This is a genomic window from Sphingomonas sp. Root241 (assembly GCF_001428865.1).
Classification (GTDB): domain Bacteria; phylum Pseudomonadota; class Alphaproteobacteria; order Sphingomonadales; family Sphingomonadaceae; genus Sphingomonas.
Window position 1 is genome coordinate 1,515,574 of record NZ_LMIV01000001.1, and the last position, 14,609, is coordinate 1,530,182.

At 66.5% G+C, this 14,609-nt stretch carries 19 protein-coding genes; 5 read left to right on the forward strand and 14 right to left on the reverse strand.

The genetic code is table 11. The features are described 5' to 3' along the window. Positions 1 to 65: 65 nt before the first annotated feature. Positions 66 to 569, reverse strand: coding sequence for a hypothetical protein (locus ASE13_RS07070; protein ID WP_056613012.1), 504 nt, complete (start codon positions 567 to 569; stop codon positions 66 to 68). A gap of 173 nt (positions 570 to 742) precedes the next feature. On the opposite strand from ASE13_RS07070, the gene ASE13_RS07075 reads away from it, so the two are divergent. Further along, complete coding sequence (locus ASE13_RS07075) at positions 743 to 1,087, forward strand: hypothetical protein (protein WP_056613014.1); 345 nt, start codon at positions 743 to 745, stop codon at positions 1,085 to 1,087. Positions 1,088 to 1,102: 15 nt separating this feature from the next. On the opposite strand, the gene ASE13_RS07080 is transcribed toward ASE13_RS07075, so the two are convergent. The 8 genes from ASE13_RS07080 to ASE13_RS07110 all read right to left on the reverse strand — a co-directional run bounded on the left by ASE13_RS07080 (position 1,103) and on the right by ASE13_RS07110 (position 6,911). Next, positions 1,103 to 1,627 (reverse strand): glycine zipper 2TM domain-containing protein, encoded by a 525-nt coding sequence (locus tag ASE13_RS07080; RefSeq protein ID WP_056613015.1) that lies wholly within the window; start codon positions 1,625 to 1,627, stop codon positions 1,103 to 1,105. Between the two features lie 144 nt (positions 1,628 to 1,771). Beyond that, positions 1,772 to 2,197, reverse strand: a complete 426-nt coding sequence (locus ASE13_RS07085) for a hypothetical protein (RefSeq protein WP_056613018.1) — start codon at positions 2,195 to 2,197, stop codon at positions 1,772 to 1,774. Next, positions 2,190 to 2,582 carry a hypothetical protein gene (locus ASE13_RS07090; protein ID WP_056613020.1) on the reverse strand — a complete coding sequence of 131 codons (393 nt, stop codon included), beginning with the start codon at positions 2,580 to 2,582 and terminating at the stop codon, positions 2,190 to 2,192. Before ASE13_RS07090 ends, ASE13_RS07085 begins: the two co-directional genes overlap by 8 nt. Positions 2,583 to 2,698: 116 nt before the next feature. After that, positions 2,699 to 2,857, reverse strand: coding sequence for a hypothetical protein (locus ASE13_RS19760; RefSeq protein ID WP_156404774.1), 159 nt, complete (start codon positions 2,855 to 2,857; stop codon positions 2,699 to 2,701). Between the two features lie 199 nt (positions 2,858 to 3,056). Then, complete coding sequence (locus ASE13_RS07095) at positions 3,057 to 3,482, reverse strand: type II toxin-antitoxin system VapC family toxin (RefSeq protein WP_056613022.1); 426 nt, start codon at positions 3,480 to 3,482, stop codon at positions 3,057 to 3,059. After that, a complete protein-coding gene (locus tag ASE13_RS07100) occupies positions 3,479 to 3,727 on the reverse strand; it encodes a type II toxin-antitoxin system Phd/YefM family antitoxin (protein ID WP_056613023.1) in 249 nt (82 codons plus the stop codon). Before ASE13_RS07100 ends, ASE13_RS07095 begins: the two co-directional genes overlap by 4 nt. A 35-nt stretch (positions 3,728 to 3,762) precedes the next feature. After that, positions 3,763 to 4,497, reverse strand: coding sequence for a hypothetical protein (locus ASE13_RS19765; protein ID WP_156404775.1), 735 nt, complete (start codon positions 4,495 to 4,497; stop codon positions 3,763 to 3,765). 101 nt (positions 4,498 to 4,598) lie between these two features. Further along, positions 4,599 to 6,911 (reverse strand): ATP-dependent helicase, encoded by a 2,313-nt coding sequence (locus ASE13_RS07110; protein WP_056613027.1) that lies wholly within the window; start codon positions 6,909 to 6,911, stop codon positions 4,599 to 4,601. A 72-nt stretch (positions 6,912 to 6,983) separates the two neighbouring features. Here ASE13_RS07110 and ASE13_RS07115 point away from each other — a divergent pair, with 72 nt between their 5' ends. Both ASE13_RS07115 and ASE13_RS07120 read left to right on the forward strand, forming a co-directional pair. Continuing rightward, complete coding sequence (locus ASE13_RS07115) at positions 6,984 to 7,169, forward strand: hypothetical protein (protein WP_056613029.1); 186 nt, start codon at positions 6,984 to 6,986, stop codon at positions 7,167 to 7,169. A 63-nt stretch (positions 7,170 to 7,232) separates the two neighbouring features. After that, positions 7,233 to 8,873, forward strand: coding sequence for an inorganic phosphate transporter (locus ASE13_RS07120; protein ID WP_056613031.1), 1,641 nt, complete (start codon positions 7,233 to 7,235; stop codon positions 8,871 to 8,873). Positions 8,874 to 8,903: 30 nt separating this feature from the next. On the opposite strand, the gene ASE13_RS07125 is transcribed toward ASE13_RS07120, so the two are convergent. Further along, complete coding sequence (locus ASE13_RS07125; RefSeq protein WP_056613033.1) at positions 8,904 to 9,107, reverse strand: hypothetical protein; 204 nt, start codon at positions 9,105 to 9,107, stop codon at positions 8,904 to 8,906. Between the two features lie 126 nt (positions 9,108 to 9,233). On the opposite strand from ASE13_RS07125, the gene ASE13_RS07130 reads away from it, so the two are divergent. Further along, the gene (locus ASE13_RS07130; protein ID WP_056613035.1) at positions 9,234 to 10,505 is read left to right on the forward strand and encodes an MFS transporter; all 1,272 of its coding nucleotides are present in this window, start codon (positions 9,234 to 9,236) and stop codon (positions 10,503 to 10,505) included. Between the two features lie 281 nt (positions 10,506 to 10,786). On the opposite strand, the gene rsmD is transcribed toward ASE13_RS07130, so the two are convergent. Both rsmD and ASE13_RS07140 read right to left on the reverse strand, forming a co-directional pair. Continuing rightward, positions 10,787 to 11,326: a 16S rRNA (guanine(966)-N(2))-methyltransferase RsmD gene (rsmD, locus tag ASE13_RS07135; RefSeq protein ID WP_056613037.1), complete on the reverse strand. Its 540-nt coding sequence runs from the start codon at positions 11,324 to 11,326 to the stop codon at positions 10,787 to 10,789. Then, positions 11,326 to 12,627 (reverse strand): pseudouridine synthase, encoded by a 1,302-nt coding sequence (locus tag ASE13_RS07140; protein WP_235536937.1) that lies wholly within the window; start codon positions 12,625 to 12,627, stop codon positions 11,326 to 11,328. Before ASE13_RS07140 ends, rsmD begins: the two co-directional genes overlap by 1 nt. A 207-nt stretch (positions 12,628 to 12,834) precedes the next feature. Between ASE13_RS07140 and ASE13_RS07145 the strand changes: the two genes are divergently transcribed. Beyond that, entirely contained in the window at positions 12,835 to 13,266 is a 432-nt protein-coding gene (locus ASE13_RS07145) for a response regulator (RefSeq protein WP_056614868.1), read from the forward strand. Between the two features lie 14 nt (positions 13,267 to 13,280). On the opposite strand, the gene ASE13_RS20330 is transcribed toward ASE13_RS07145, so the two are convergent. Both ASE13_RS20330 and ASE13_RS07150 read right to left on the reverse strand, forming a co-directional pair. After that, positions 13,281 to 13,406 (reverse strand): hypothetical protein, encoded by a 126-nt coding sequence (locus ASE13_RS20330; protein WP_268801284.1) that lies wholly within the window; start codon positions 13,404 to 13,406, stop codon positions 13,281 to 13,283. Positions 13,407 to 13,462: 56 nt separating this feature from the next. Next, a complete protein-coding gene (locus tag ASE13_RS07150; protein WP_056613039.1) occupies positions 13,463 to 14,608 on the reverse strand; it encodes an aromatic ring-hydroxylating oxygenase subunit alpha in 1,146 nt (381 codons plus the stop codon). Between the last annotated feature and the right edge of the window lies 1 nt (position 14,609).

Genomic DNA, 14,609 nt, shown 5'->3' on the forward strand with positions numbered 1-14,609 from the left:
CCGCGCTCTTGGCGCTTCCCGCGCGGCACTGCAACGGCGGATTGCACGGCGACGAATGGTCCGCGTCAGACGGGCAGCTTGATCCCGTCGAACAGGGTTTCGCGGATCTCCCACGCCTCGGCGGCATAGGTCTCCCGGGTCGGGCCTTCGCGCGAACCATCGGACTGGACCGGGAGCAACGGGACGATCTCGACCGCCTCGGCTTCCAGGCGCGCGCGGATTCGCCGCATCAGCCGGGCGAGGCCGCGGCGATAGGTGTCCCATTGCTCGCCGGGATGGGGGCCCTGCCAGCGCACGACGTGCTGGCGATATTCGGCCATCAGCGCTGCGGTCTCGACGCTCGCCCGTGCGGCGCTCTGCCGGGCATGCTCGCGGCGATCGCTCATCATGGGGCCATAGACGGTCGATTCCATCCGCGCGAAATGGAGCAGCAGGTCGCGGGTGAAGGCCCAGCGCTTGTCGGCCAAAGCGTCGCCCTGCAACGGAGGCGGCCCTGCGGCAAAACGCTCCACCGCATCGATGTTGGCGAGGATGCGGCAATGTTGGGCAAGCAGGCGATCGACGGACATTCGGGGACAATACTCCTCGTTCCCCTTTGTCCCTGATCTAGCTGATCCCGGGTGAAACCGCGGCTCCGGGGAAGGACGTAATGGTGTTGCTACAGAAGCCATCGCAGCAGCGCCCCCACGCGCGTTCGCGGCATCTTGCTGCACTGCGGCATAAGGCCTATATTCCCCCCGTCATGTATCTCAGCGACTCAGACCAGACCGCGCCGAGCGGCACCGTGCCGACCCTGTTCGAAGCCATCGTCCGCACCCGCTGCGTCGAGGCGACTTACAATGGGGGCCGCGTCGTCCTCGCCCCCCACGTAGCCTTCACGCGCCACGGCGAAGTCTATGTCGGCGCCACCACGATCGAGCGCGACGGCATGCCTCCCAAGGAGGAGAAGCTCGGCCTGTTCAAGCTCGCCGGACTCGGCGGCTTCACGCTGGCCGATCGTGGCTTCACGCCCAGCAACATCTTCGATCCCGCCGACGAACGCTTCGCGGCCGAGACCCTGCTCGCGGTGGAACGCACCGCGGCCTGATCCCGGCCGAGACGCTTAGCGGCAGCGGACCTGCTGCTGGTTGCGATCGATCGCCGAGCCCGCGGCGCCACCGGCGATCGCGCCGAGCAACGTGCCCACGGTGCTCGAGCGGCGGCCGGCGATGACGTTGCCGAACAATCCGCCCGCCGCCGCACCGACGATCAGCCCGGTCGTGCCGTCATTGCGCTTGCAATAATAGCGCCCGTCCTCGCCACGATAGACGCGCTCGTCCTGCGTGAGCACGCGCTCCTGGTAATTGCCCGAGCGATAATAACGCGAGGGCTCGTAATTCGCGTCATCCTCATAGCGATCGGGACCGCGATCGTCATAGCTGGACCGCGACGTGCGGGCGCGGCGATAGCGATCGACCGCGGCCTGATATTGCTCATATTCATTGTCGAAGCGGCGCTGCGCGGCATCGAAGCGCGCCTCCTCGTCCTGATACGAGCTGCTGGCGTAGCGCGTGCTGGTCTGCGCCGAAGCGGGCGCGGCGACGACGAGCGCCGCGGCGAGGGCCGCAAGGCTGGTGATGGTCTTCATAATGCTCTCCTTCAGTGCCGTGATACGGACGGCGACTCCGAAACGTTCCGGCAATACGCGTGAAGCGTGACTGAACGCCGGGCGACATCGCTCGAAATCGACCAAATCCCCGCGCTAAATTGACTCTTTTGGCCGAAACGCGATTCATTGCGCAACTTTCTTGCGCGGCGGCACAGGCGGCGCATTGAGCACGGCGAGCGCGAGGCGATAATCGAAGCGGTGGCGCGTGCCGACCTGCTTGCCCCGGTAAAAGCGCGGGCTGATGATACCATGGATCGCGCGCTCTATCGCCTGGCCGAATGCGTCGTCATAGCCCATCTGCAGCGCCACATCCCAGGCGGCGGCGAAGCTTTCGGCGCCGGGCCGATCGCGAAGGTTATAGGCCGATTGCTTGGTCATGCCGACCGCGCGGGCGGCGTGGAGCACCGTGCCCATCACGGCAAGCGCAGCGATGAAATCGCGCTGGCGGCGCTCGGTCCAGCCATTGTGGCGGACGCGATCGAGCGCGACTGGCGTGAAGGCGAGGGGATCGAGCTCGGCTTCTGGCGGGGCGGGCGGAAAGTCAGTCACAAGCCGGACCCTTTGCTGCGCGGTTGGCGCGGTACGCCAAAGCGAGCGCCAGCCGTGCCTTGGCCATCCCATGGCAGGCGGCATCGACGCGTGCGAGTTGGGCGGCATCGAGACCGCCCCGGCGCAGGACGCGGGTGGCGAGGGCGTCGGCCTCGGCTTCCTCGACCGCCCGCCGCCACGCCCGCGAAAAGGCACTGTGCCGGCCAAGGCTGCGGCGGAAACAGGTGACGGCATGCGCGCTGGCGCCGACGCTGGCGGCCGCGGCGGGGACGTCCCCAGTCCGGAGCAGCATGTAGAGAAAGGCACGCTGGCGTTCGGCCGGCCATTCCGGGTGGGGCGCGAGCTTGCGTGCGGCGAAGGGGTTGAGGGCTGGCGACTCGGTCATCGACGAGTCTATTTCAGACGAAATCCTACATGGGAAGGATTTTCGGAACGAAGCGAGAACGAGGCCGTGAGCGTCGGGAGCTCGGGATCGTGCGAAGCCGCGTTCCCCGGCCGGGATCAGTCGGCTTCGGGCTTGCCGTCGGAGCCTTCGGGATAATCGTCGGGCGATACGCTGGCCTGGTTCTTGACGGCCTGCAGCTCCTCGGCGGGTCGATCCCCGCCATGGCTGAGTTCGCCGTCGGGCTTGTTGGGCTGGGGTTTTTCAGGGGCGGTCATGCCGGGAGAACGCGCGGGCGGCGGCAGGGGTTGCGCGCGGCGCTCAGGTGGCGGGACGCGGTTGATCGGTGTGACGGAGCAGCCATTCGCGGGCGTGCGCGGCTTCGTGGCGCTCGGCGACGATCTCGATCGCGCGGGGGGAGAGGGGGGTGATGGTTAGCATGGGGGGTGGAACGCGCTAGACGGCTTGTGGTGCCGATCAAAAGTGCTCGACGGGAATGCCGAGTTCGAGTGCCGCGCCTGCCATTTGGTTGTCGAGCGTGACTACCGAAAGTCCCGTCTGACGCGCGATGGCGAGATGCAGCGCATCGCCCGCGCGTAAGCCAAGGTCATGCCGGGCGGCGAAGTGCGCGGCGGTTTCGAAATGTTCGGTCGTCACGGCGAGGGTGGGAAGGCTGTTGGCCGCCAGTTGGGCGAAGACGCTCGCGGCTTCGGCGCGTGCTTCCAGTGTAAGCGCGCCGGTTCGAAGCTTGAGTGCCAGCGCACTGGCGACTTCGGTGTGGGTCCATTCGCTGATCAGGACGGTCGCCGGCTCCCGTGCGCGAAGCCACTTGTTGACCCGCGGCGCTTCCGCCTCGCGAGTGAGCGCGCAGACCAGCGCCGACGTATCGAGGTAGAAGCTCAATAGCGTGCGTCTTCACGCATGCGCCGGACGAACTCTCCAGCGGGCTCCTGCTGCACCGGCATCTTCGCCTGCAATCGTTCGAGCAGGTCCACGTCGATCGGCTTCCACTCGCGCTCGGCCGCGGGTGGCAGGAGGCGAGCGGCGGGTTTGCCGCGGCGGACGATCTCGATGCTCTCGCCCGCCTCGACTCGGTCGACGATCTCGCTGAGGCGGGCCTTGGCGTCGGCCAAGTTGATGCGTTCCATAATGGGGTCGGCTCCTGACTAGGTTGGTGACTATATCAGGGTGCGGGCTCTTGCGGAAGCGGAGGTAGCTCGTTCAAAACGAGTTCGCTAACCTGTTCAAGGAGGTTGCTTAAAGCATCGGCGCCGAAGCGCACCTTCTTAACCCAGATATTGACCGCGGTCCTATGTATCCCACTAGAGCTAAGGTAATCCTTTATCTCAGGCGTACCAATTTCGAGCAATTGCAGCATCGCCAACTGATCAGTATATTTATCTTCGTATCTTCCCTTGTGATGAACTCGATTGCGCTGCTTAATTTCCCATAGGAAGGCTTTATCATAAGCCTTTACAATTCTCCCAATATAAAAATTTTTCTCCGGGAAGAGGCGCTGCGCGGCGTTAAGGGACGATTTCATTCTGTCACGAAACTGAACGATTCTGTCGAAATACATTTCGCAGCAATTTCGTAAATGATCCGCTCTGCTAATCGGTAGCCCTCCGAATCGACATCTGCGGAAATAGTATTCCGTCGAGCGGACTACATCTGCCATTGAAAATAGCGCAAGAAATCCAGTGTACATTTCATGCTGTAGAGATTCTATTGGTGAAACTATTTCATTGGGTATTTTTGACAACTCGCCGACGTCTCCAACTAGAGCCGCGATCATGCGTTTGTTCGTTCGCTCCTGCCGTCCTTCTGCCGACAGCTCCGTTGTGATGTACGCGGTTACCCTATCAAAGAGCGCCCGCTGATTAGGGCCCCAAGTGTTATTTGCCACTGGTTCTGTCATTCGCCCCCCGCCGCAAAACCATCCATAGCCCGTTTTCCAACCGGCCACGAATCTCAAGCTTGTTGCCTTTCCTCTCCCGTTTGCGGGAGAGACTTTGCCGCTCAGTCCCCCACGCTCACAAAACTATCCATCACCCGCTTCCGCCCCGCCACTTCGAAGTCGATCTCCAGCTTGTTGCCTTCGATCTCGGCGATCACCCCGTAGCCGAATTTCTGGTGGAACACGCGTAGGCCCACCGACAGGTCCGCGCGCGGCTTGGCGCCGAAGCTCACTGCGCTCGCGTGGCTCTCCAGCACGCGTGCCGGTTCGCGGGAGAAGGTGCGGCTGGTGAAGGTGCCGCCGGGGTTCTTGGCGTCGATCCCCGCGGCGCGCTGCCAGCCGGGGCCGCGGCCGGTACTTCGGCCGACATCGGCGAAGGGGTCGGCGCGCTCGGACCAGTTGGCGCGCCACAGGCTCTCGCCGCCCGACATGGTGGTTTCGCTCTCGACATGCTCGCCGGGGAGCTCGGCGACGAAGCGGCTGGGGAGCGACGAGGTCCATTGGCCGTAGATGCGGCGATTGGCGGCGTGGAGGATCGTCGCGCGGCGGCGGGCGCGGGTGATCGCGACATAGGCGAGGCGGCGTTCCTCCTCGAGGCTGGCGAGGCCGCCTTCGTCGAGTGCGCGCTGCGAGGGGAAGATGCCTTCCTCCCAGCCGGCGAGGAACACCGTGTCGAATTCCAGGCCCTTGGCGGCGTGGATCGTCATGATCGTCACCTTGGGCTCGTCGGCCGAGGCTTCGTTGTCCATCACGAGGGAGACGTGTTCGAGGAACGCAGTGAGCGACTCATATTCCTCCATCGCGCGGACGAGTTCCGACAAGTTTTCGAGGCGGCCGGCGGCTTCGGCAGTGCGATCGGCCTGCCACATCGCGGTGTAGCCGCTCTCGTCGAGGATGATGCGGGCGAGCTCGGGATGGGGGAGCGTGTCGCCCATGCTGCGCCAGCGCGCGATGTCGCCGATGAGATTGCCGAGGGATCGCCGGGCCTGGGGGGTGAGTTCGTCGGTGTCGAGGATGCGCGCGCCGGCGGTGGTGAGCGGGAGGCCCTGTGCGCGGGCGAACTGGTGGACCTTCGCCAGCGCCTTGTCGCCAAGGCCGCGCTTGGGGACGTTGACGATGCGTTCGAAGGCCAAGTCGTCGGCGGGCTGGGCGACGACACGCAGATACGCCAGCGCGTCGCGGATCTCGGCGCGCTCGTAGAAGCGGAAGCCGCCGATGATGCGATAGGGCAGGCCGATGCTGATGAAGCGGTCTTCGAACTCGCGGGTCTGGTGCTGGGCGCGGACGAGGATCGCAGTGTCGTCGAGGCTCAGGCCGCCACGCTGGAGGCCCTCGATCTCCTCGCCGACGCGGCGCGCTTCCTCGGGGCCGTCCCAGACGCCGAGCACCTTGACCTTCTCGCCCGCGTCCTTCTCGGTCCACAGCGTCTTGCCGAGGCGGCCGCCATTATTGGCGATGACGCCGGATGCGGCGGCGAGGATATGCGGGGTGGAGCGGTAATTCTGCTCGAGGCGGATCACCTTGGCGCCGGGGAAGTCCTTCTCGAACTTGAGGATGTTCTCGACCTGCGCGCCGCGCCACGAATAGATCGACTGGTCGTCGTCGCCGACGCAGCAGATGTTCTTGCGTTCCTGCGCGAGGAGGCGGAGCCAGAGATACTGGACGCTGTTGGTATCCTGATACTCGTCCACCATGATGTAGCGGAAGCGGTTCTGATATTGGGACAATATCTCGCGATCGGTCTTGAGGATCACGAGCATGTGGAGGAGCAGGTCGCCGAAATCGCAGGCGTTGAGGGTGCGGAGGCGATCCTGATAGGCGGCGTAGAGCGCCTGGCCCTTGCCGTTGGCATAGGCTTCGGACTCGCCGGCGTCGATCTCCTTCGGGGTGAGGCCCTTGTTCTTCCACTGATCGATCAAGCCGGCGAGCTGGCGTGCGGGCCAGCGTTTCTCGTCGAGATCGGCGGCGCTGATGAGTTGCTTGAGCAGGCGCAGCTGATCGTCGGTATCGAGGATCGTGAAATTGGACTGGAGGCCGACCAATTCGGCATGGCGGCGGAGCATCTTCGCGCCGATCGCGTGGAAGGTGCCGAGCCACGGCATACCCTCAACCGCTTCGCCGACGAGGCGGCCGACGCGCTCGCGCATCTCGCGCGCGGCCTTGTTGGTGAAGGTGACCGAGAGGATCTCGCTGGGGTACGCCTTCCGCGTGAACAGCAGGTGGGCGAGGCGCGCGGTAAGCGCGGCGGTCTTGCCGGTGCCGGCGCCGGCGAGGACGAGGACGGGGCCTTCGGTGGTGAGCACGGCCTCGCGCTGGGGTTCGTTCAGGCCCCGCAGATAAGGGGCGTCGTCAAAGGCGGGCGCGGGGAGAGTCATTGGCGAACAGGTAGGGAACGCGAGCGCCGGGAGCAAGTTGCTTCGGGCGCGGCGGGCGGCTAGGGCGGGCTTATGTGGCGCAACCGGAAATTGAGGCTGGGCATCGTGCTGGGGATCGCCGTGATCGCGGCGTATGTGGCATGGCGGACCAACCAGGTCGAGACGCGCAAGCCGCCGTGCGAGCCGGGGCGTCACGAGGAGAAGGACGCCAGCGGCAAGGTGATCAAGGTCACTCGGACCACCTGCTTCGAGAAGTGATCCACAGATTCGTGACGGGGGTGTCATCACTCTGTCACCTCCGCGAGTCAGGGCCACGATATCATGGCCACACTCGCACTGGACCAGGCTCCGACGGCCGACACGCCGCGGGCCTCGCGATTCGACTATAATCCGCACCCTTTGGCCAAATATCTGTTCGCGGCGTTGCTGGCGGGCGGATTGGCCTTTGCCGGGTGGAACGTGCTCACCGACACGCGCGGCGTGGGTGAGGAATTGGCGCTGGGGGTATTCGCCTTTCTCGGGCTGGCGCTGCTGATCGCTCTGGGGTTCGAGTTCGTCAACGGCTTCCACGATACCGCCAACGCCGTCGCAACCGTGATCTACACCAATTCGATGCCCGCGCATTTCGCGGTCGTCTGGTCGGGGTTCTTCAACTTTCTGGGCGTGATGTTCTCGAGCGGGGCAGTGGCCTATTCGATCATCACGCTGCTGCCGGTCGACCTGATCCTCAATGTCGGCTCGGCGGGCGGGTTCGCGATGATCTTCGCATTGCTGCTCGCGGCGGTCCTGTGGAACCTCGGCACCTGGTATGTCGGGCTGCCCAATAGCTCGAGCCATACGCTGATCGGTTCGGTGCTCGGGGTCGGGTTCGCCAACCAGCTGATCCAGGCCGGGTCGCGCGGCGGCACCGCGGGCGTCGACTGGAGCCAGGCGCAGAAGGTGCTGACCGGGCTATGGATGGCGCCGCTGATCGGCTTCGGCGCGGCGTTGCTGCTGCTTCTCGTGATGCGCGCGCTGGTCCGCCGGCCCGAGCTCTACAAGGCGCCCGACGGCGACAAGGCGCCGCCGCGGGGCGTGCGTGCGCTGCTGATCTTCACCTGCACCGCGGTCTCGTTCAGCCATGGCTCGAATGACGGCCAGAAGGGCATGGGGCTGATCATGCTGATCCTGATCGGCTGCGCGCCCACCGCCTATGCGCTCAACCGGACGCTGCCGACCAGCGCGACCCCCGCCTTCGTGCAGACCGCGAACATCGCGACCGCGGCGTTCGACGCGCGCAGCGGCGGGATCGTGATGGCGCCTGACCAGGCGCGTGCGACGCTGACCGGGGCGCTCCAGCAGCGCAAGGCCGAGGGGCCGAATGTGTTCGCCGCGCTCGAAAGCCTGTCGAGCGACCTGACCCAGCGCGTCGCGAGCTATGGCTCGCTGAGCAAGGTGCCCGCCGAGGCGACCTCGAACGTGCGCAACGACATGTATCTGGTGCTCGACACCACGCGTCTCGCGACGAAGCAGCCCGACGGTTTCCAGCCCGACGAGCTCAAGGCGATCAAGGCGTTCCAGACCAGCCTCGAAGCAGGGACCCGCTTCATCCCGCTTTGGGTGAAGATCGTCGTCGCGATCGCACTCGGCCTCGGCACGATGATCGGGTGGAAGCGGATCGTGATCACCGTCGGCGAGCGGATCGGCAAGCAGCACATGACCTATGGCATGGGCGCGACCGCCGAACTGGTCGCCGCTGCGACGATCCTGAGCGCCGATCGCTTCGGGCTGCCGGTATCGACCACGCACATCCTCTCTTCGGGGGTAGCGGGCGCGTCGGTCGCCAATGGCCAGGGGCTGCAGGGCAGGACGATCGCCCAGCTCGCCGCGGCATGGCTGCTCACGCTGCCGGCGGCAATGGCGCTCTCGGGCGGGCTCTATTGGCTGATGCTGACGGCGGTCAGGGCGTACGGGCTGAGCTGAGGCGTCATGGCCAGCTGATCTATCGGCTGGTCAGAGGGGCGGCGATGCCTGGACCCGCTCGCAGACCTTCTCGACCGCGCGTGCGGCAATTTCGAGGCTGATCTTTACGCCGCCGGTATCCGCACGAAGGTCTGCGCGGACATGATCCACCGGGTTGTAGAAATAGACCAGAACCCCGGCGCCCAGCGCCATGAGCATCGCGAAAAATAGCCTGCGTCCCGCTGACTCGCGCATGGCCGACTCCCTAGTTCCGGTGCTGCGTTGGTGCGCTTTCGATACAGAGGCGAAACTGTCGCGGCGATGAACGGGGCTCCCCAAGCCGCCGCTTCCTTTCTAGGAAGAGCGGAAGGAAGGAAGTCCATGGCCGTCACTCCGATCGCATCGCATCGCCGCATCCTCTTCGCCAGCCTGGTCGGCACGTCGGTGGAGTTCTACGACTTCTACATCTACGCCACCGCCGCGGCGCTGGTGTTCCCGGCATTGTTCTTCCCCGCCACCGATCCAGCGCTAGCGCAGCTCGCTTCCTATGCCAGCTTCAGCGTCGCCTTTTTCGCGCGGCCGCTGGGCGGACTCGTCTTCGGGCATTTCGGCGATCGGATGGGGCGCAAGTCGACGCTCGTCGCCTCGCTGATGCTGATGGGCATCTCGACCGTGCTGATCGCCTTTCTGCCGACCTATGCGATGATCGGCTGGGTGGCGCCGACGCTGCTGTGCCTGTTGCGCTTCGGACAGGGGCTGGGGCTGGGCGGCGAATGGGGCGGGGCCTCGCTGCTCGCGGTCGAGAACGCGCCACCGGGCTGGGCCAACCGCTACGGCGCCTTCCCGCCGCTCGGCGCGCCCGTGGGGTTCATCTTCGCCAACGGCTTTTTCCTGTTGCTGGGCGCGCTGCTCAGCGACGACCAGTTCCGCGAATGGGGCTGGCGGCTGCCCTTCCTCGTCAGCGCGGCGCTGGTGGGGCTGGGCCTGTGGGTGCGCATCACCCTGACCGAGACGCCGGCATTCATCGCCGCGCAGGAAGCGGCGCCACCGCCGCGTGTGCCGGTCGGCGAGCTCTTCCGCGATCACTGGCTGCCGACGCTGGCGGGGACGGTGGGGACCGTCGCCTGTTTCGCCTTGTTCTACATCGCGACGGTATTCATCATCGGCTATGCGACCAAGGGGCTCGGCTATGATCGCGAGACGTTCCTCGGCGTCGAGCTGGTGGCAATCCTATTCATGGCGGCGGGGATCTGGATCGCGTCGAGCCTCGCTGATCGCAGCAGCGCCGCGCGCGTGCTCGCGATCGGCTGCGTCGCGACGATCGCGGCAGGGCTGTCGATCGGGGCGTTCGTCACCGCCGGTGCGCTGGCGAGCCTGTTCCTATGGCTCGCGGGTGGGCTGTTCGTGATGGGTTTCGTTTATGGACCGCTCGGCGGCTGGCTACCGAGCCTGTTCCCCGCGCGGGTGCGCTATACCGGCGTGTCGGTGACCTTCAACCTCGGGGGGATCATCGGCGGCGGGCTCACGCCGCTGATTGCCGCGAAACTGGCGGAAATAGGCGGATTGACGCTGGTCGGCTATTATCTCGCCAGCGCCGCGGTGCTCAGCCTGTTGGGGCTGGCACTGGTTTCGCGGAAGAACCGGTTGGCGTGAGAAGGTGCGCACGAGGCTGAGCATCTGCCTTCGGAAGGCACGCTACGCGTCCGAGGAGGAGGGGCTGCGCGCGGCGCGGGAATATGGGCTCCCGCTGAGACCCTATCGCTGCGATCGCTGCCGGCAGTTTCATTTGACCAGCCGGACCAAGGGTAAGCGGGTGCCTGCGCCGGTGTGACGCTCAAACGGCGATCTGTGCTCCGGCGAAGGCCGGAGCGGTGGGTCATGCAGCCCTTCGCTCTCCAGCGCTCCGGCCTTCGCCGGAGCACAGGTGGGCATTTTCAGGCTTTCCGGAGCAGCGTCAGCCGGGCCTTGCCATGGACGCGACTGGTGTCGATCTCGAAGCCGGCGACTTCGATTTCCTCGTTCTTCGCCGTCTCGATGCTGATCCACGTCGCCGGACCCGTCCAGCCGAGACGGGCGAGTTTGTCGAGCGCGACCACGCCAGCGCCAGTGCCGTAGGGCGGGTCCATCAGGATCAGGTCGAGCGGCTTGATCGCCGGGCCGAGCGCGAGAGCCGATGTCGGGCGGACTTCCGCGCCCTTTGCCCCGAATTTGGCGATATTGGCCTTGAGGATGTCGAGCGCGGCCTTGTCCTGTTCGACGAACAGGCACGAGGCGGCGCCGCGCGACAGAGCCTCCAGCCCGAGCGCGCCCGAGCCGGCGAAGAGATCGGCGACCGCGAGATCCTCGAAGCTGCCGACCCGGCTCGCGAGCATCGAGAACAAGGCTTCACGGGTGCGATCGGCAGTGGGGCGGGTGGTGTCGCCCTTGGGCGCGGCGAGCGGACGGCCGCGCCATTCTCCGGCAATGATCCGCATTACTTGCGCGTCCTCGGCGGCCGCCCGGGCTTGGCGGGCTTGCCGCGACCACCGGCCGGTCCCTTGGTGGGGCGGCGCGGGCCACGGGGCCGCTCGACGATCTCGCCGACGCGCGGCTCCTGCTGGTCGCGATGCGCCTTGGCGCGGGCGGCGCGGGCCGGCTTGCCGACGGGCTTGCCGTCCTCGCGCGCCGGGCGCTCCGGACGTGCCGGACGATCGGTGCGCGGGGCAGGCGTGGTGCGTGGCGTGAAGCGGCTATCGCCCCGGGCCTGCGGGGAGCTATCGTCGCGTGCCGGGCGCTCGGGCCGGGCCGGGGACTTCGTACCGGGCTTGAAACGAGTCTCGCCGCTCGCCGGTCGGCCTTCTCCGCGCGGGGCGCGCTCGGGGCGACCCACGGGCTTGGCGCCCGGAGCGAAACGGCCTTCGCCGCGCGGTGCGCGACGCTCACTTTCTGCCGGCCCCTCGCTCCGTGCAGGCGGGGTGGCGCGCGGCGTGAAGCGTGGGCCCATGGGCGCAACGGGCGTGGGTTTGACCGGCGCGCGGCGGAGACGGCGATCGGGCTCCTCGACCGATTTGGCCTTGGGCGCGGGCGGCGCGACGCGGGCGCGGACCGAGAATTGCAGGTTCGACGCGGTCTTGCCGCCGCCCGGCTTCGACAGCACGGTGCGGAAAGTGATCAGGTCGCTCTGGCGGATCTCGTCGACATCGCCGGGGGGCAGGTCGCCCAGATAGAAGGGGCCGTAGCGCGTGCGGATCAGGCGGCTGACCTCGAGCCCGAGATGTTCGAGGACGCGGCGAACCTCGCGGTTCTTGCCCTCGGTCAGCGTCATCTCGATCCAGACATTGGCGCCGGTACGGCGCTCGATATTGGCATTGATCGAGCCGTAGCGGACGCCTTCGATCTCGACGCCGAGCATCAACTCCTCGAGCTGGGGCTGGCTGACCTGGCCGTAGGCGCGAGCGCGATAGCTGCGCTCGACGCCGGTGGCGGGAAGTTCGAGCTCGCGCTTGAGCTCGCCATCGGTGGTGAGCAGCAGCAGGCCTTCGGTGTTGAGGTCCAGGCGGCCGACCGGCATCACACGCGGCAGCCCGTCGGGCAGGCGATCATAGATGGTGGGGCGACCGGTGAAATCCCGCTCGGCAGTGAGCAGTCCGGCGGGCTTGTGATAGCGGAACAGGCGCGCGGGCTCCGGGGCCGCGACCGGATTGCCGTCGACGGTGACGCCATCGAGCGACGTGAGCAGGGTCGCGGGCGTATCGAGCACCTTGCCGTCGAGCGCGATGCGCCCTCCGGCGATCATGCGCTCGATCTCGCGGCGCGACGCGATTCCTGCACGGGCGAGCAGCTTCGCGATGCGCTGCGTTTCGGGGGGCTTGGATGGGGGCACGGCGGCGATATAGCGATAATGCTCCGCTCGGCAAAAATTATTGCGGCGCCGAAGGAGTTTTCGCGCGTTGGGAACGGCTCGCGGGGGGCACGGGGCCTCGTCGCGGATGAAAGCGGTGTAATGTTGTTCGCGAAGAAGAAACGGCGGATCGAGCGGATATTGCTGGTGGAGGATGAGCCGTTGGAGGCGTTCGACACCGAGCATTTCCTGAACGGCGAGGGGTTCACGATCGTCGCGACGGTCGATTCGGTCGCCGACGCGCTGGCTTGGATCGACGACGAGGAAGAGATCGATCTCGTGCTGGTGGATGTGCGGCTGTCCGACGGCAACGGTGTCGACGTGGCGCACGCGGCGAAGGCGCGCGGGATCGAGGCGCTGTTCGTGACCGGCGATTGCCCGCCGGAAGCGCGGTGGCTGGCGGCGGGATGGCTCGCCAAACCCTATCCGCAGCGCGATCTGCTGGGGGCGATCGAGGCGATCGAGACGCTGATCGGTGGAAAGAGGCCTGAGAAACTGCCGGGGAGCTTCAGCCTGTTCGCCGGTCTCGCCTGAGCGGGGACTTCAGATCAGCGCCAGAACAGCGTCGCGACCACGCCGACCCAGGCGAGCAGTGACAATGCGACCGAGACACGCGCCGCGGCTTCGGACGGCGTGGCCGGGGCGGCCATGTCGGTCGTGAGCTGGAATGACATCTCAGTTTCCCGCAATAGCTTAATTCTATTGTAGGGCAGCCGGAGCGGCTTCGGGCTCAGTACGAATGCGTAGCGCCGGCCCCGAGTTGCGCCTCGACCGCATCGTGGAACCGGCGGATGCCGAGCTCGAGCGTGCCGAGGGTGAGCCGGTCGAGCGCGCCCGAGGCGAGTCCCTGCTGGCCGAGTTCGCAGGCGCGAAAATCCTCCGCGGCGAAGACGCCGCCGTCGAGCAGCTGCCAGCTCTTCTCCCAATGGGCGAGCGCCTTGTCGTTGGCGGGCGGCTCGGGGATGAGCATGAAATCCTCGACCAGCACCCGATCGGGCGCCTGGGGCATCAGCACCATGAGGTTGATATAGTCGGGGCTGACGACGAGCACGGTGCCGGGGAACATTTGATAGGTATAAGTGATCGCCGAGCGCAACGTCGCCCAGTCGCTGGAGGACAAGGCCGCCAGCGCGGCCTCGCGGCCGACCGCCGAGCGCTGGTGCGGGCCGATGCTGTCGGCGGTCGAGATGCCGTCCCTGAAGAACGGGGCGATCGTGTCGGCGTGGAGGCGCTGGATGTGATAGCCTTCGAGAAATGCGTCCATGATCAGCTTCCAGTTGGCGCGGACGTCGTGCGTGCGGCGACGGAACAGGTGCTGGCCGGCGAGGTCGAATGCCTCGAAATCGCGCGCGAGCGTCTCGGCCTCGGCGAAGTCTGCGGCCTCGTCGAAGGCGAACCAGATCAGTCCGCCCGCCTCGTGCGTGGGGAGGCGCTTGAGGCCGTGTTCGGCCTTGTCTAGGCCGGGGAAGGTGTCGGGGCGGGGCAGGCCGGCGAGGCGGCCGTCGAGCGCATAGGTCCAAGCGTGATAGGGGCAGACCAGGCGTGGCGATCGGACTGCGTCGGCACCCTCGACCAGACGCGTGCCCCGGTGGCGGCAGACGTTGAGGAAGACATGCGCCTCCCCCGTCTTGTCGCGCGTGATCAGCAGCGGCTTGCCGAAGCCGTCATGCGGCACCGCCATGTTGTTTTCGGGCAGCAGGGAGGACGGGGCGATGACCAAAGGCACGCGGGCGAAGATGCGCGCCTGCTCGGCCGCATGGCGGGTCTCGCTGGTGTAAGCGGACGCCTGGACATAAGCGATCGTCCCTTCGTCGCGGCGGCCGCCACCGGCGAGTTGGGCGGCGAGCGCGAGTTGGCCTTCGGTCGGCGCGTTCATC